The 17,820-nt window shown below is 66.8% G+C and carries 7 protein-coding genes; 3 read left to right on the plus strand and 4 right to left on the minus strand.

All coding sequences use genetic code 11. From position 1 onward, the window contains the following. Window positions 1-214: 214 nt before the first annotated feature. The 3 genes from AC1VVG_RS21000 to AC1VVG_RS21010 all read right to left on the minus strand — a co-directional run bounded on the left by AC1VVG_RS21000 (window position 215) and on the right by AC1VVG_RS21010 (window position 4,181). Window positions 215-535 carry an XRE family transcriptional regulator gene (locus tag AC1VVG_RS21000; protein WP_034189630.1) on the minus strand — a complete coding sequence of 107 codons (321 nt, stop codon included), beginning with the start codon at window positions 533-535 and terminating at the stop codon, window positions 215-217. Next, window positions 535-867 carry a SymE family type I addiction module toxin gene (locus tag AC1VVG_RS21005; RefSeq protein WP_482836132.1) on the minus strand — a complete coding sequence of 111 codons (333 nt, stop codon included), beginning with the start codon at window positions 865-867 and terminating at the stop codon, window positions 535-537. Before AC1VVG_RS21005 ends, AC1VVG_RS21000 begins: the two co-directional genes overlap by 1 nt. Before the next feature lie 332 nt (window positions 868-1,199). After that, the gene (locus AC1VVG_RS21010) at window positions 1,200-4,181 is read right to left on the minus strand and encodes an ATP-binding protein (protein WP_482836134.1); all 2,982 of its coding nucleotides are present in this window, start codon (window positions 4,179-4,181) and stop codon (window positions 1,200-1,202) included. Between the two features lie 451 nt (window positions 4,182-4,632). Between AC1VVG_RS21010 and AC1VVG_RS21015 the strand changes: the two genes are divergently transcribed. From AC1VVG_RS21015 to AC1VVG_RS21025, 3 genes are all read left to right on the plus strand, one after another. Next, complete coding sequence (locus tag AC1VVG_RS21015) at window positions 4,633-15,093, plus strand: YadA-like family protein (RefSeq protein WP_482836136.1); 10,461 nt, start codon at window positions 4,633-4,635, stop codon at window positions 15,091-15,093. Window positions 15,094-15,190: 97 nt separating this feature from the next. Beyond that, a complete protein-coding gene (locus AC1VVG_RS21020) occupies window positions 15,191-15,904 on the plus strand; it encodes an OmpA family protein (protein WP_034189627.1) in 714 nt (237 codons plus the stop codon). A 301-nt stretch (window positions 15,905-16,205) separates the two neighbouring features. Further along, window positions 16,206-16,925: a response regulator gene (locus AC1VVG_RS21025; RefSeq protein ID WP_034189626.1), complete on the plus strand. Its 720-nt coding sequence runs from the start codon at window positions 16,206-16,208 to the stop codon at window positions 16,923-16,925. A gap of 131 nt (window positions 16,926-17,056) precedes the next feature. Here the strand turns inward: AC1VVG_RS21025 and AC1VVG_RS21030 are convergent, their stop codons facing one another. After that, on the minus strand, window positions 17,057-17,749 hold the full coding sequence (locus tag AC1VVG_RS21030; protein WP_482836138.1) for a response regulator: 693 nt from the start codon (window positions 17,747-17,749) through the stop codon (window positions 17,057-17,059). Window positions 17,750-17,820 lie beyond the last annotated feature (71 nt).

The raw sequence follows: 17,820 nt of genomic DNA on the forward strand, positions 1-17,820 counted from the left end.
CCACGACAGGAGAAGAATCAGCCTGGTCCGATTGGTTGTGACGATCGTTCACGTTAAATTGAACGAGTGTGGTGCCGGAGCCGCTTCGGCGTCGGCCGCTGGGCCCGGCCGTCGTCATGCTATGTATTCGATAGCACTACTCCTAACGCTGCCTCATGCGAGCGCCGAGGCGCTTCCGGCCGCCACACGCTCCTTCAAGCCCGCCCGATGGCCGTCACACCGAAACCGTGATCCCCGCCGGCCCCCCTTCCCGCGCAGGTCGTACGACGATCTCCACATGCTGGCCGAACGAGGCGAGTGTCAGCATCAGTTGATCCAGCGTCACGTTGCGGAGCCGCTCGCGCTGCTCGGGGGTCACGACCGGCCGGGCCATTTCCGCGAGCGCCGCGGCCTCTTCTTCGGTCAGGCCGCGCGATGCCATCAATGCGTTGAGCTTAAGTACGAGTACGGACTTGGCTGCCAGTTCGCCGACATCGTAGTAGTCGAAATCGTCCGGTACGTCGTCGGTGTGCTGCTTCGATGCGTCGTAGTTCATTACGCTTCCTCCGTCATCACCGAACGTTGCTGCCGCCCGGTTCCGCGATCGATATCGGGACATCCCGCTTGTTCATCCGACGTGCAGCCAGCGTCTTCGATCGGCGTGATCGCCAGCCGCTTGTGCGACACCTCGATCCGCAGGCGCTGCCCGGGATCGAATCCGGCTGCCTCGATCCACCGGCCGGACAGCTGCGTCCACAGATACACGACGGGCGGCGCCATGTCGGTCAGCCTGATGTGCGGGACGACGCGGCCAGATTGGAAAGACGATTGAGGGGAGACAAAACAATCGCGGAAATACATCGGTGCGTTATGATGCGCGCCAGCCATGGTCAACTCCTGCGTTGAGTTGGTTGTGGTCAGCGGCCCGTGGGTGCTGTATCACCTGCGGGCCGCGCTCGTTTACGCAGTGGATGCCAACGATCAGTCCGTCACATGCTTGGCATGTCGAAATGATGCCGGAGTCCAGGCGAAAACGTGCAACCACTGTAGCCGAGATCGCGCGGTGTCAGAGGGCAGTCATGTACGAAATCATCCGCGATGGCCATCAGGTCAATGCCTCGAATGCCTGCTGCACAACGTGTGCGGCGCAATCGAGCCGGCCGGCCGCATGATCGATTCCTTCCGGATGTGTCAGCAATCGTTTCAGTCGACGATTTCGATCAGCCTGCCGCCCGCCGCATGAGAATCTCGTTCGCGCTCCGTCGATAGCGCTCGAACTCCCGCGCGAACGCGGCGGCATCGCCCGCCAGCGCCAGCGCTTCCATCGACGCACAGAGCCCCGAAATCTCCCGCTCGCCGATCATCGCGAACGCGCCCCGCATGCTGTGAATCTCCGAGCGCGCGACCTTCAGGTCGCCGTCCTGCAGCGCCCGAGCGATGGTCGCGCTCGAGCGTCGCGTTGCATCGGCGAGCACCGTATGCAGGTCTTTCGGCAGCGGGCCGGACGCACGCGCCGGTGCAGGCGGATAGACCGGCCGACGCCACGTGCCCGTGTACCTCGCGATCGCCTGTTCGAGCGATTTCAGCGACGTCGGCTTCGTGACGATCTCGTCGATGCCCGCTTCCCACGCCAGGCGCAACTCGTCCGGTTCGGCATGCGCGGTCACCGCCAGGATCGGCTGCACCCGCCCGCGCTCGCGCAGCACGCGTGCGAACGCGTACCCGTCGAGGCCCGGCATGTTGAGATCGGTGAGCACGACCGGATAGTCGTGACGGTCCACCAGATCGAGCGCCTCGGCGACGTTCGATGCGATATCGGCCTGATAGCCGAGGACGTCCAGCTGATCGTGGACGAGCGAACGGTTGACCGGGTTGTCGTCGACGAACAGCACGCGCACGTTCGGCGCATCCTCGCCGGACGGCGTGTGCGCGGCGCCCGGCTGACTGTCGAGCGGCAGCGGCAACGTGACGACGAACGTCGATCCCACGCCCGGCACGCTGTTCGCGTCGATGCGCCCGCCCATCGACTCCGCGAGCTTGTAGCTCAGCGCGAGGCCGATGCCCGTTCCGCCGAAACGACGCGCGATCGATTCGTCGGCCTGCGCGAATGGCTCGAACACGTGCGCAAGCTGGTCGGCCGTCATGCCGATGCCCGAATCGCTGACGCGGATCGTCACGGGCGTCGCATCGCCCGGCGGCGCCGACACCGACAGCGCGACCGTGCCGCGATCGGTGAACTTGATCGCGTTGCTGACCAGGTTCACGACGATCTGCCGCACCCGCATCGGATCGCCGACATACGTGCGGGTCGCCGCGGGATCGACGTCGATACGCAGCGCGACGCCCTTCGCGCCGGCCACCGGCTCGAACAGGTCCGCCACGTCGCGCATCAACTCGTCGATCCCGAACCCCGTCGCTTCGAGCGTCATCCGGTCGGCTTCGATCTTCGTCATGTCGAGCACGTTGTTCAGCATGTCGAGCAACATGCGCGCGGCGGACGTGACCGCATGCAGGCGCGGCTTCTGGCGGCTTGGGTCGGGCGCCTTGTCGAGCAGTTCGAGATTGCCGAGCATCGCGTTCAGCGGCGTGCGGATCTCGTGGCTGATCGTGGCGAGGAACGTCGACTTCGCGCGGTTCGCGCTGTCGAGTGCGCGTTCGGCGTCGGCGCGCGTCGTGATGTCGGAGAAGCTGAACAGCAGCGCTTCCTTGCCCTTGTAGCGGACGCGCACGAAGTTGACGAGCAGGTCGCGCGCGCGGCCGTCGTCGAGCGTCACGGGCAGTTCGACGTCGAGCTGCACCGGCGACGCGTCCGCGCGCTCGCGGTAGCGAGCCAGCAGCCGCTCGTGCAGCGGCGGATCGCCGGCCTCGCGGTCGTACAGCTCGAGCATCCGGTTGCGCAGCAGCACCTGCTGCGTATCGGGCGACACGAGGCCGATGCCGAACGGCGCGGTGGCGACGATCGTGCGGCTCATCCGCTCGCTTTCGAACACGCGGCGCGAACGACGGAACAGCGGCGCGAACACCCGCAGGTCGAACGCGATCACGAGCGTCCACAGCACGATGAGGATGGTCGCGGTCGTGCCGAACTCGCGCAGCATCGTCGACCAGATCGCAAAGGCGATCGTGCGCCACGAGTACGCATAGACGATCGCGTAGCCGGTGTCCGAAATCCGGTCGGTGATCGTGAACATGCCGTGACGGTAACTTTCGTCGAAATGCGCGAGGCCGCGCCGCCAGGTGCCTTCGGCCAGCGCTTGTTTCATCAGGGCCGCGCCGTCCTCCGCGTCGCCGGTGCGATCGGCATCCAGCAGCACGCGGCCGTTTTCGTCGATCAACATCGCGACGGCATCGCCGGGTGCATGTTTCATCCGCTCGGCGATCACGTCGACGTCGAAGTCGCTCACGAAGGTCATGAAATGCTGCTGGCCGTCGAATGCGGGTTCGACGAGACGGAAGACCGTCTTGCCGGTCAGCGGATCGATCGCCGGCGCCTGCCAGGCGATCCGGCGCGACAGGCGCCAGTAGCGCGCGATGGCCGGATCGGACCAGTCGGCCGCGTCGAACGCGAGGTGTTCGATCAGCGTAGGCGTGTCGGGCACGCCGATGCGTGCGAGCAGGTCGGGATACGGCATCGACGGCGGCGGCGTGATCGCGATCACGTTGCGGTCGGGGCTGTATGCGTAACCGCGTACCGCGCGCCCGGTCTGGCGTTCGGCGGCCGCGACCGAGATCGTCTGGCGCTCCATCAGCTGCACGTAGCGATCCGTTTCGCGCTCGGCGAGCGCCTTGGGCGACGCGGCCACGAAGATCTCGCTCACGCCGGGCATCGGGGCGAGCAGGACGTGCCCGTCCCTGCGCAGCGCGTCGGAGGCTTCGCGCGCATGCGGCGGATGGCCGTTCCACAGCAGCTCGGCATTGATCACCGCGCGGCGCATCGACGCCTGTTTCGCGTCCATTTCGAGTTGCACGAGCGCCTTGTGCGTCGCGAACAGGTCGCGCCGCTCGGCGATGTAGTCGCGCACCGAGCCGACGAGCAGGATGCCTGCCGCGATCAGGATCACGAGCGACAGCACGACCGCGCCGCCGTACAGCGTGAAGCGCTGATACCGGTTCAGCAGGCTCAGGTCGCGCGTGTCGTCGTCGATCGATGCGAACGGCGCGCTGGCGTCCGTGTGGGACGCGAAGAGGTGGCGAATGGGCATGAGGCGAAGACTGGTGAATCAATGCGCGAATCGGGGACGCGCCGCGGCGAGGCCGGAACGCGGACGATCTCCACGAGCCGATTGAAGGCAGCGCGATGCGCCGCCGGCTCGGGGAACGGGAAAATTATCGGGATAGTGGGGGAGGCTGTATGTAGGGCAGTCCGAAACACTCGCGCGCGAAGGATAGGACCAGTCCTATTCATGCAATCGGCCGCGCGCAGCGTATATACGTCCTGCAACGCGGCCGTGTCAAACGGAATCGTTCAAGAGAACGGAATGTCGCGCCGCGTTTGACATGACCGATTGTCAAGCAACGTCATGTTAGGACCAGGCCTACGAAATAAGTCATGTGACGTCCGGCCGTCTGATTATCGAAACGACGGGCGATCAATACATTGCCAATGGTGGACGAGGAGCGTCCTTCTCCCTTTTTTCTACTGAGGCAAACAACGTGAACAAGACCTATCGCACCGTCTGGAACGCGACGACGGGTACATGGACGGCGGCAGCCGAAACGGCGCGGATGCGCACGAAATCGAAGTCGAATACGACGATGCGTTCGTCGGTCACCGCGGCGGTCGCCGTGATGGCCGGTGTGGGTGGTGGCGCCATGGCGAACGACGCGATGGCGCAGGCCGCCAATGGCGGTGGATCGTTGTCGCTGTGTGCGCCGGCGGGCAGCGGCTATTATGGGACGACCTTTGGCGGCGGCAACACGGTCGGAACCAGGACGACTGCGGCGTGCGGTACGGCGATCTCCAATTTCAGACTGAGCGAAGGTCACGTCAGGTCGTTTCAGTTGTACAACAACAGCAACGTCAACGGTGGTGGTGTCGGTCAGGCAAGCGCGGCGACCGAGGCCGGCATCAGCGGTACCGTCGACGGCCATCTCTTCCTGCTGGGCGGCTCGGGCGTGCACCTTCGCGGCCCGGTGGACGTCGACAGCAACTTCAACATGACGAATCACCGCATCAACAACCTGGCTGCCGGTACGGCCGGGACGGATGCCGTTAACGTCAACCAGTTGAACGCGGCGATTGCGGCTGCGGGGACGGCGAACCCGTATGTTGTGACCAATACCGGTACGTATGCGACTGCGACGGCGGCACGCGCGGGCGGCAGCGCGACGGCAATCGGGGCGAATGCGAACGCCGGCGGCACGTCGGCCGTGGCGCTCGGCGGGAATACCGTTGCAACGGGGCAGAATGCCGTTGCGCTCGGCACCCTTGCGAACGCGACGGGCAGCGAGACCGTGGCGGTCGGCGTGAGCGCACGCGCGACGGGGAGCAATTCGACGGCAATGGGCCGAGGTGCGGCGGCTCTGTCCACCAATGCGACTACCGTCGGCTATGGCGCCTATTCGGGCGCCGACGGTGCCACGGCACTCGGCATGACGGCAAGTGCCGTCGGCGCGAACGCCATTGCGGTGGGCCGCGGTGCCAGCACCAGCGGGACCTATGGGTCCGCAATCGGTTATGCAGCGAATGCAACCACGAACGCCGTTGCGATCGGTGTGCTCGCGAACGCGACATCGGCGTCGAGCGTTGCCTTGGGTGAGCGGGCAAGTGCAACGGGCGCGACCTCGACGGCACTCGGTCGTGGTGCACTGGCCAGCGGTACGAATGCGGTTGCGCTCGGCGCGAACTCGGTGGGCGATCGCAACAATGCGGTGTCGGTCGGGTCGACGTCGCTGCAACGACAGATCGTCAATGTGGCTGCCGGTACGCAGAATACGGATGCCGTGAACGTCGGGCAGATGAACACGGCGCTGTCGAAGAAGGTCGACAACACGTACGTCAACGTTCGCGGGACGGGCGCGGCGGCCAGCGTGGGCAGCACGAATGGCGTCGCGATCGGCAATGCGGCCGTGGCCGGCACCATGGGCGCGGAGACAGCTATCGGGAATGCGGCTTCCGCACAGGGCCTGTCCGCGACGGCACTCGGTTCCGGTACGGTGGCCAATGGTGAAGGCGCAACGGCGCTGGGTCGTATGGCATCGGCAAGCGGCAGTCACGCAACTGCATTGGGCAATCAGGCGAATGCCGGCGCGAATGGTGCCGTTGCCATTGGCGATCGCGCGGTCGTTGGCGCATCGGCCACCAATTCCGTTGCGCTCGGCACGCAAGCAGCCGTCGCCGCGAACGTGACCGGTGCGATGGCGCTCGGCTCCGGTTCGAGCGCGACCCGCAACAACACGATTTCGGTCGGCTCGGCGACGCAGCAGCGCCAGATCGTGAACGTCGCGGCCGGCACGCAAGCCACCGACGCGGTCAACGTTGGCCAGCTGTCGGGCGTGACCAAGGCACTCGGCGGCGGCGCGGTGGTCGACGGCAGCGGCAACGTCACTCAGCCGACCTACAAGGTCGCCGGAACCGACTACCACAACGTCGGCGACGCGCTCGATGCGCTGGCCGCGAATGGCGGCAGCGATCCGAACGCGGTGACCTACGACGGCGCGACGAAGGACAAGGTCACGCTGAAGGGCGCGGGCGGCACGACACTGTCGAACGTCAAGGCCGGCGTCGCCAATACGGATGCCGTAAACGTCGGCCAGATGAACACGGCGCTGTCGACGAAGACGGACAACACCTACATCAAGGTTCTGGGTAACGCGACGAGTACCGCGGCGACGGCCAGCGGATCGGGATCTGTCGCGCTCGGAAGCGGAGCGGTGGCTCAGTCGGGAAGCTCTGGCGGAAACATCGCCATCGGTAACGGTGCCACGGCCAATACCAGCGGCGGCGGGTACGGCACGATGGCGATCGGCGTGAACGCGCAAGCCGGCACGAGCGGGTACGCTGGCGGCGGTGCGATCGGGTTCGGCGCCAAGTCGAACTATGCCAACTATGCGATCGGCGATGGCGCGACCGCAATGGGACCGGCCGGCAGTCAAAGCGTTGCGCTCGGCACCCGTTCGTCCGCATCGGGGATGAATACGCTCGCATTCGGGCCTGCTGCGCTTGCGTCGGGCAATTCGAGCGTTTCGCTGGGCGCGAATGCGTCGTCGACCGGCGTGTCGTCGGTCGCACTGGGTAGCGGCAGCATCGCGACTGCAGACAACACGGTCTCCGTCGGTTCGTCGGCGTTGCAGCGACGCATCACCAATCTGGCTGCCGGGACGGCGGACACCGATGCGGTGAACGTGAACCAACTGAAGGATTCGGGGCTGATCGATCCGGTGACGGGCAAGCCGATTACTGCGGTGACGTACGACAGTGCGACGAAGGACAAGGTCACGCTGGCCGGCGCGACCGGTACGACGCTGTCGAACGTCAAGGCCGGCGCGGCCGACATGGATGCGGTCAACGTGAGCCAGCTGAAGGGTTCGGGCCTGATCGGCGACGACGGCAAGTCGATCGCCGCGGTGACGTACGACCGCAACGCGGACGGCACGCCGAACATGGGTTCGGTGACGCTGGGCGGCGCGAGCGCCACGACGCCGGTCGCGCTGAAGAACGTTGCAGACGCGAAGGCGGATCACGACGCGCTGAACCTCGGCCAGTTGAAGAACGCGGGCCTGGTGGGCGATGACGGCAAGGGCAACCTGACGTCGATGGCGGTGACGTACGACGGTGCGGCGCGCGACAAGGTGACGCTGGCCGGTGCGGGCGGCACGACGCTGTCGAACGTCAAGGCCGGCGTGGCGAACATGGACGCGGTCAACGTCGGCCAGTTGAAGGACGCGGGCCTGGTGGGCGACGACGGCAAGGGCAATCTCACGTCGCTGGCCGTGACGTACGACGATGCAACCAAGAGCGCGGTCACGCTGGGCAATGCCGGGACGCCGGTGGCGATCCATAACGTCAAGGAAGGCGAACTGTCGGCGACGAGCAAGGACGCGGTGAACGGTTCGCAGCTGTTCGCAACGAACCAGAACCTGAGCGACCTGAAGGACTCGCTGAAGGACGGCGGCGTGATCGACCCGATCACGGGCGAATCGCTGGCTGTCGTATACGACGGCAACGCGAAGGACACCGTCACGCTGAAGGGCACGAACGGCACGACGCTGTCGAATGTGAAGGCCGGCGTAGCGGACCTGGACGCGGTCAACGTTTCGCAGCTGAAGGGCTCGGGCCTGATCGGGGACGACGGCAAGTCGATCGCTGCGGTGACGTACGACCGTAATGCGGACGGCACGCCGAACTACGGTGCGGTGACGCTGGGCAACGGCGCAGGCCCGACGCAGATCAAGAACGTCGCGGACGCAACGGACGATCACGACGCCCTGAACCTCGGCCAGTTGAAGGACGCAGGCCTGGTGGGCGACGATGGCAAGGGCAACCTGACGTCGATGGCGGTGACGTACGACGGTACGGCACGTGACAAGGTGACGCTGGCCGGCGCGAGCGGCACGACGCTGTCGAACGTGAAGGCCGGTGCGGCCGACATGGACGCGGTCAACGTTTCGCAGCTGAAGGGCTCGGGCCTGATCGGCGACGACGGCAAGTCGATCGCCGCGGTGACGTACGACCGTAACGCGGACGGTACGCCGAATTACGGCACGGTGACGCTGGGCAACGGCGCAGGCCCGACGCAGATCAAGAACGTCGCGGACGCAACGGACGATCACGACGCACTGAACCTCGGCCAGCTGAAGGACGCAGGCCTGGTGGGCGACGACGGCAAGGGCAACCTGACGTCGCTGGCGGTGACGTACGACGGCACGGCGAAGGACAGCGTGACGCTGGGCGGCACGGGCGCGACCACGCCGGTGGCGATCCACAACGTCAAGGAAGGCGAACTGTCGGCGACGAGCAAGGACGCCGTGAACGGCTCGCAGCTGTTCGCAACGAACCAGAACCTGAGCGACCTGAAGGACTCGCTGAAGGACGGCGGCGTGATCGACCCGGTCACGGGCGAATCGCTGGCTGTCGTATACGACGGTAACGCGAAGGACACCGTCACGCTGAAGGGCACGAACGGCACGACGCTGTCGAACGTGAAGGCCGGCGTGGCGGACCTGGACGCGGTGAACGTGAGCCAGCTGAAGGGCTCGGGCCTGATCGGCGACGACGGCAAGTCGATCGCCGCGGTGACGTACGACCGTAACGCGGACGGCACGCCGAACTACGGCTCGGTGACGCTGGGCAATGGCGCAGGCCCGACGCAGATCAAGAACGTCGCGACGGGCGTCGACGACCTGGACGCGGTCAACGTCAAGCAACTGAACACGGGCCTGTCGGATCTCCGCGACGAGATGTCCGGCGGCAACCTGCGCTTCGTCAAGGTCAATGCCGACCCGGTCACGGGCACGCCGGCGGTCGCAAGCGGCGCGCTCGCCGTCGCCATTGGCTCCGACGCTCGGGCGACCAGCGCCAACTCGCTGGCGCTCGGCAGCGGTGCACGCGTGACCGGCAACGGCTCGGTCGCGATCGGCTACAACTCGGTTGCGAACCAGAACAACGTCGTGTCGGTCGGCGATGTGGGCCGGGAACGCAAGATCGTCAACGTGGCGGACGGCGACGTCGCATTCCAGAGCACCGACGCGGTCAACGGCGGCCAGCTCTATGCGGCGCTGAACAACCTGTCGACGTCGGTGACCTCGAAGACGCAGCAAGCGATCGATACCTTCTCGTCGGAGATCGACAAGAAGACGAAGGCTGCGATCGACGAAGTGAGTTCGCGTTCGATGCAGCCGCAGGATGTCAGCGACCCGCTCGTCGCGATCGAAGGTCTGCAGGGCAACAACGTCGCTTCGCTGAACGGCGCGGATCCGACCAAGGCGACGGCGGCCGCGATCGGCTCGTCGACGGCGGCAAGCGGCGCCAACGCGGTGGCGGTCGGCCTCCAGAGCGGCGCGGGTTCGAACAACTCGGTCGCAATCGGCAGCTTCGCACAAACCGGCGCCGGCCAGGACTACTCGGTCGCGATGGGTTCGAACGTCCAGACGAACGGCACGCAAGCCGTCGCGCTGGGTGCGAACGCGCAGGCGAACGGCGACTATGCGCTGGCGGTCGGCAACAACGGCGCGCAGGCAATCGGCGACGGCTCGGTCGCGCTCGGCAGCGCGGCGAACGTGCGGGCCGGCTCGACCAACGCGGTCGCGATCGGCACGGGTGCGAACGTCGCGCGCAGCGTCGAAGGCGCGATGGCGCTCGGTGCGAACGCGACCGCGGGCGCGGCCAACAGCGTCGCGCTCGGCGCGAACGCGTTCTCGAATCGTGCGAACGCAGTGTCCGTCGGCCGTGCAGGGGCGGAACGCCAGATCGTCAACGTCGCGGCAGGCACGCAGGCAACCGACGCGGTCAACGTCAGCCAGTTGAAGGGGGTGACCGATGCCCTTGGCGGCGGTGCGGCGGTGGGTGCCGACGGCACGGTGACGAGCCCGGCCTACTCGCTGGCCGATCCGGCGGACGCGACGAAGTCGAAGTCGTACGACAACGTGGGCGACGCGCTGTCGAACCTCGACGGCCGTACGACGACGAACACGGAAAACATCACCGTGATCAACAAGCAACTGGCCGATTCCGGGCTGGTCGATCCGGTGACCGGGCAGTCGATCACCGCGGTGACGTACGATCGTAACGCGGACGGCACGCCGAACCTCGGTTCGGTCACGCTGGGCGGCGCGGGTGCGACGGCTCCGGTGGCGCTTAAGAACGTCGCGGACGCGAAGGACGACCACGACGCGCTGAACCTCGGCCAGTTGAAGGACGCGGGCCTGGTGGGCGACGACGGCAAGGGCAACCTGACGTCGCTGGCGGTGACGTACGACGGCGCGACGAAGGACACCGTGACGCTGGCCGGCACGACCGGTACGACGCTGTCGAACGTGAAGGCCGGTGTGGCCGACATGGACGCGGTGAACGTTTCGCAACTGAAGGGTTCGGGCCTGATCGGCGACGACGGCAAGGCGAACGCGGCGGTCACGTACGACCGCAATGCGGACGGCACGCCGAACTACGGTGCGGTGACGCTGGGCCATGGCACGGGCCCGACGCAACTGAAGAACGTGGCGGACGCGACGGACGACGGCGATGCGCTGAACCTCGGCCAGTTGAAGGACGCGGGCCTGGTGGGCGACGACGGCAAGGGCAACCTGACGTCGATGGCCGTGACGTACGACGGTGCGGCGAAGGACAGCGTGACGCTGGGCGGCACGGGCGCGACCACGCCGGTGGCGATCCACAACGTCAAGGATGGCGAACTGTCGGCGACGAGCAAGGACGCCGTGAACGGCTCGCAGCTGTTCGCGACGAACACGCGTGTCGGCAACCTGGAAGATTCGCTGTCGAAGGGCGGCGTGATCGATCCGGTCACGGGCGAATCGCTGGCCGTGGTGTACGACAGCAATGCAAAGGACACCGTGACACTGAAGGGCACGAACGGCACGACGCTGTCGAACGTGAAGGCCGGCGTAGCGGACATGGATGCGGTGAACGTGAGCCAGCTGAAGGGCTCGGGCCTGATCGGCGACGATGGCAAGTCGATCGCCGCGGTGACGTACGACCGTCTCGCGGACGGCACGCCGAACTACGGCTCGGTGACGCTGGGCAATGGCGCGGGCCCGACGCAGATCAAGAACGTCGCGGATGCGACGGACGACCATGACGCGATCAACTACAACCAGTTGAAGCAGTACGTCGCGGACAACTCGGGCGGTTCGGGCAATCCGCTGGCCGTCGGCTATGACGACGACACCAAGGATCGCGTCACGCTGCAAGGCGGCGCGACCGGCACGACGATCACGAACGTGAAGGCGGGTGCGGTGACGGCCACGAGCACGGACGCGATCAACGGCTCGCAGCTGCATGGCACGGCACAGAGCGTGGCCGATTCGCTGGGCGGCGGCTCGACCGTGGGCGCGGACGGCAAGGTGACGAACCCGTCGTATTCGCTGGCCGATCCGGCGGATGCGTCGAAGTCGAAGTCGTACAACAACGTGGGCGACGCACTGTCGAACCTCGACGGCCGTACGACGACGAACACGGAAAACATCACCGTGATCAACAAGCAGCTGGCCGATTCGGGGCTGGTGGATCCGGCAACGGGCCAGTCGATCGCGGCGGTGACGTACGACCGCAACGCGGACGGCACGCCGAACCTCGGTTCGGTGACGCTGGGCGGCGCGGGCGCGGCGGCTCCGGTGGCGCTGAAGAACGTCGCGGACGGCGTGGATCGTCACGATGCGATCAACGTGGGCCAGTTGCAGGACGCGGGCCTGGTGGCGCCGGTCGATCCGGCGAACCCGGGGGCGGGCCTGACGTCGCTCGCCGTCGCGTACGACGGTGTCGCGAAGGACACGGTCACGCTGAAGGGCGCGGCCGGCACGACGCTGTCGAACGTGAAGGCCGGTGTGGCCGACCTGGACGCGGTGAACGTTGCGCAGCTGAAGGGTTCGGGCCTGATCGGCGACGACGGCAAGGCGAACGCGGCGGTCACGTATGACCGCAACGCGGACGGCACGCCGAACTACGGTTCGGTGACGCTGGGCCACGGCGCCGGCCCGACGCAGCTGAAGAACGTGGCGGACGCAACGGACGACGGCGATGCGCTGAACCTCGGCCAGCTGAAGAACGCGGGCGTGGTGGGCGACGACGGCAAGGGCAACCTGACGTCGATGGCGGTGACGTACGACGGCGCGGCGAAGGATACCGTGACGCTGGGCGGCGCAGGCGCCACGACGCCGGTCGCACTGAAGAACGTTGCGGACGGCACGGAGCGTCATGACGCGATCAACCTCGGCCAGTTGCAGGATGCCGGCCTGGTTGCGCCGGTCGACCCGACGAACCCGGGGGCGGGCCTGACGTCGCTCGCCGTCGCATACGACGGTGCCGCGAAGGACACGGTCACGCTGAAGGGCGCGGATGGCACGACGCTGACGAACGTGAAGGCGGGCGCGGTCACGGCCACGAGCACGGACGCGGTCAACGGTGCGCAACTGCACGACACGGCGCAGAGCGTGGCCGATTCGCTGGGCGGCGGCTCGACCGTCGGCGCGGACGGCAAGGTGACGAACCCGACGTACTCGCTGGCCGATCCGGCGGATGCGTCGAAGTCGAAGTCGTACAACAACGTGGGCGATGCATTGTCGAACCTCGACGGACGCACGACGACGAACACGGAAAACATCACCGTGATCAACAAGCAGCTGGCCGATTCGGGTCTGGTCGACCCGGTGAGCGGCCAGTCGATCGCGGCGGTGACGTACGACCGAAATGCGGACGGCACGGCGAACCGCGGTTCGGTGACGCTGGGCGGCGCGGGCGCGACGGGTCCGGTGGCGCTGAAGAACATCGCGGACGGCGTGGACAAGCATGACGCGGTGAACGTCGGTCAGCTGCAGAGCGCGGGTGTGCTCACGCCGATCGATCCGACGAACCCGGGTGCGGGCCTGACGTCGCTCGCCGTGACGTACGATAAGCAGGCGAACGGTTCGGCGAATTTCGACCAGATCACGCTGAAGGGTGCGAACGGCACGACGCTGTCGAACGTGAAGGCGGGCGCGGTGAACGCGACCAGCATGGACGCCGTGAACGGCTCGCAGCTGTATGGCGCGTCGAAGAGCGTGGCGGATGCGCTGGGCGGCGGTTCGACCGTCGACGCGAACGGCAAGGTGACGAACCCGACGTACACCGTCAACGACAAGACGTACAACAACGTCGGCGACGCGATCGAGAACATCTCGAGCAGCCTCGTCCACGGCTCGATCGGCCTCGTCCAGCAGGACGCGGACACGCGCGAGATCACGGTCGCGAAGGAGACGGACGGCACGTCCGTGAACTTCGCGGGCACGGCGGGCGACCGCGTGCTGACCGGCGTGGGCGCGGGTGCGGTGAGCGCGACGAGTCGCGACGCGATCAACGGCTCGCAACTGCACGGCACCGCGCAGAGCGTGGCGGACACGATCGGCGGCGGGACGACGGTCGATGCGGACGGCAAGCTCGCGGATACGTCGATCGAAGTGAACGGCAGCAAGTACAAGACCGTGGCCGAAGCTGTCCAGGCCGCGGCCAAGTACGGCGCGACCGATTCGCTCGCGGTGCGTTACGACCTGAACAAGGACGGCACGCCGAACTACGGCTCGGTGACCCTCGGCGGCTCGGGCGCGGCACCGGTGCGCCTGGGCAACGTCGCGGACGGTTCGAGCCGGTATGACGCGGTGAACTTCGGGCAGTTGAGCGAACTGAACGACAAGATCGGCGGCCTCGACGACCGTGTCGGCGAACTGGAGCGGAACCCGGGCACGGGCAATCCGGGCGATGGCGGTACCGGCAACGACTACTTCGCCGGTACCGACGTGGGTGCGGACGGTACGACGAAGGCGAACGCAGGCAGCGGCACGGGCAACACGGCCGCGGGTTCGGGCTCGACGATCGGGACGGGCGCGAACAACGCCACGGTCGTCGGTTCGAACGCGAACGTATCGAGCAGCAACGGTACGGCGATCGGTTCGGGCGCGAAGAGCAGCGCCGAAGGGGCGACCGCGATCGGCAGCAGCGCGAACGCGTCCGGCGAGAAGTCGACGGCGATCGGCGAAGGTGCGAACGCATCGGGCAAGAACTCCGTCGCGCTGGGCGCCGGTTCGGTGGCGTCGAGCGACAACACCGTGTCCGTCGGTACGGCCGATCAGAAGCGCACGATCTCGAACCTGGCCGATGGCGTGAACGCGTCCGACGCGGCGACGAAGGGCCAGATGGATCGCGCGATCGGCGGCGTGCAAGGTCAGGTCAACGACCTGTCGCGCAACGCGTACTCCGGTATCGCCGCGGCCACCGCGCTGACGATGATTCCGGGTGTCGATCCGGGCAAGACGGTGTCGTTCGGTATCGGCGGCGCGACCTACGAGGGCTATCAGGCGGTGGCGTTCGGCGGCGAGGCCCGCATCACGCAGAACCTGAAGATGAAGGCCGGCGTGGGCATGTCGAGCGGCGGCAACACCGTCGGCGTGGGCGCTTCGTATCAGTGGTAAGTCGCCGGGCGGGGCATCGCGCCCCGCCCGCGACGTCGATCCGATTGACTCCATTCAACTTTTTCCAGGCGTCCGCCGTCACGGCGGACGTTTCACCATGACCATGAAAACCTTGTTGTTGCGCGCGGCATCGATCGGCGCGATCGCGATGGCGCTCGGTGCGTGCACGACGCAATCGGGCGTCACCTACGACATCCGGGCGGTGTCGATTCCGGGCAAGCCGGACAACGTATTTCGCGTGAGCTGCGATGGGCTGCTCGGCAGCGCGAACGCCTGCGCCCGTGCGGCGGAAGAATTCTGCCAGGGCAAGGGTTTCACGCCGCTCGAGATGATCGACCGCGTGTACAGCCGCGCACCGATGAAGGACCCGCGCGAGATCACGTTCATGTGCGGCAAGCCGCAGCCGGTCGTGCAGGCCGCGCCGCCGGCACCGCAACCGCAACCGGCGCCGCAGCCGGTTCAGCAGCGCCAGGTGCTGCTGCAGGGCGACGCGAACTTCGCGTTCGACAGCGCGGTACTGACGCCGGAGGCGCGCAGCCAGCTCGACCGCTTCGTGCAGATCAACGGCGGCATCGAATTCCGCCGCGTGGCCATCACGGGCTTCACCGATTCGACCGGCAGCAAGACGCACAATCTGGCGCTGTCGGCGTCGCGGGCCCGCAACGTGATGAACTACCTGAGCAGCAACGGCCTGAAGGCGCAGTCGTTCGTGTCGGAAGGCCTCGGCGCCGCCGACCCGGTTGCGTCCAACGCGACCGCGGAAGGCCGCGCGCAGAACCGCCGCGTCGAGATCCGGATCGATGCGAAGTAATGCGTCACGCATGACGCTCCACCGGTACGTGCGGGGACTCGATCGGCACTGAGCCGATGGAAGGACGCTCCCACCCGCCCGCCCTGTACCTGGAACCGCCCGCTCGTCACGAGCCGGCGGTTTTTTTCATGGCGGTGCGCGGTGCGGCGGCGGCCGCCGCAGGCCGGGGCGATGGCTGACGGCCCCGTTTTCGTGCGAAGATAGCGCCCAATTACGATCCACGACGCCGCGCTGCGCGCGGTCGGCGCCGCCCGCGGGCGGCGAGCCGGCCGCGACGGTTGCCGCGCAAATCTGGACGACTATGGGAAGCTATCTGATACGCGTGGTACTGGCCGACGACCACCCGGCGATGCTGGTCGGCGTCGAGCACGGGCTGTCGTCGGTGCCGACGATCCGGTTGACCGGCAAGGCAGTCAATTCGACCGAGCTGATCCGGCTCGTCGAGGCCGGCGTATGCGACGTCGTGGTGTCCGACTATGCGATGCCGGGCAGCGCGCACGGCGACGGCATCACGCTGTTCTCCTATCTCCAGCGCAATCACCCGGCCGTCAAGCTGGTCGTGCTGACCATGCTCGACAATCCGGCCGTGGTCGGCGCGCTGACGCGGCTCGGCATCGAGTGCATCGTCAGCAAGTCCGACACGATCGATCATCTGATTCCCGCGATTCACGCGGCCGCGACGGGCGGCACCTATTACTCGCCGTCGGTGGAGAAGGTGGTGCGCACGCTCACGTCGCATTCGAGCGCGCGGGCCGCCGACCAGAAGCGCGATCTCAGCGACCGCGAACTCGAAGTGGTGCGGCTCTATGCGTCGGGCCTCACGGTCAACGAAATCGCCGACAAGCTGAGCCGCAGCAAGAAAACCATCAGTACGCAGAAGGCGCGCGCGATGGAAAAGCTCGGGATCGACAAGGACATCGACCTGCTGCGCTACGCGATCGAGCACGGGATCGTCGCCGCGTCGGCCAGCGAAGGGCGCGGCGGCGAAACCAGGGAGGAGGGCGGCGTCGATCCGGCCTGACGGCAGGTGCGACGACACCGGCGGCACGGGAACGTGCCGGCGAAGATCAGCGCGCCGGATCGCACCGACGCGCGAAAGCCCCGGCGGCCGCAAGGCGCCGGGGCTTTTTGTTTCGGTCTTCCGCGGCGGCGTTACCCGTTTGCGCCGTCGCCGCGTGCGGATGTCGAATAACCGTGGTCGGTCACGAGCCCGCACGAAATCGCGTAACGCACCAGGTCGACGTCGCGCTCGATGCCGAGCTTCTGCATGGCCGAACTCTTCTGCGTACTGATGGTTTTCTTGCTGCGGCTCAGCTTGTCGGCGATTTCGTTGACCGACAGCCCCGACGCGAACAGGCGGATGACTTCCACCTCGCGAGCCGACAGTGCCGGCGGCCTGCCGCTGACGCTGCCCGTGTTGCGCATGATCCGCTCCATCGACGGCGACAGGTAGCGGCCGTTCGTATAGGCCGCGTGAATCGCCATCGTCAGATGATTCGGCATGTCCGACTTGCTGACGATGCATGCGATGCCGATGTCGATCAGCGCGCGCAGCGCGACCGCGTTCTCCATCATCGTCATCACGACGATCTTCAGGCCGGGAAAGCGCTTCAGGATGCTCGTGAACATCGTGAGGCCGTCGCCGTGCTCGACGCCCGGCATCGCGTAGTCCGACACGAGTACGTCGCACGGATGCTGCGCGAGCGCGTCCATCAGTTCCGTCGAATTGTGCGCGGTCGCGACGACCGACACCGTATTCGTCGCGGACAATTCGTAGCGCGCGCCGATGACGACCGCCGGATGGTCGTCGGCGATCACGATGCGGATGGGGAAGGTTCTGTTCATGTTGAGATTGCGCGTTGCGCCGCGCCATGCGGCGGGTTGCGGTAGGCGTTGTCGAGGCTGGGTGGAAGTCG

This window comes from Burkholderia sp. L-4 (genome assembly GCF_056856535.1).

Excerpts from the sequence above, each read along its gene's own strand:
- AC1VVG_RS21000 (WP_034189630.1), bottom strand. The coding sequence starts at position 535 with ATGAACTACGACGCATCGAAGCAGCACACCGACGACGTACCGGACGAT.
- AC1VVG_RS21005 (WP_482836132.1), bottom strand. The coding sequence starts at position 867 with ATGGCTGGCGCGCATCATAACGCACCGATGTATTTCCGCGATTGTTTT.
- AC1VVG_RS21010 (WP_482836134.1), bottom strand. The coding sequence starts at position 4,181 with ATGCCCATTCGCCACCTCTTCGCGTCCCACACGGACGCCAGCGCGCCG.
- AC1VVG_RS21020 (WP_034189627.1), top strand. The coding sequence starts at position 15,191 with ATGACCATGAAAACCTTGTTGTTGCGCGCGGCATCGATCGGCGCGATC.
- AC1VVG_RS21025 (WP_034189626.1), top strand. The coding sequence starts at position 16,206 with ATGGGAAGCTATCTGATACGCGTGGTACTGGCCGACGACCACCCGGCG.
- AC1VVG_RS21030 (WP_482836138.1), bottom strand. The coding sequence starts at position 17,749 with ATGAACAGAACCTTCCCCATCCGCATCGTGATCGCCGACGACCATCCG.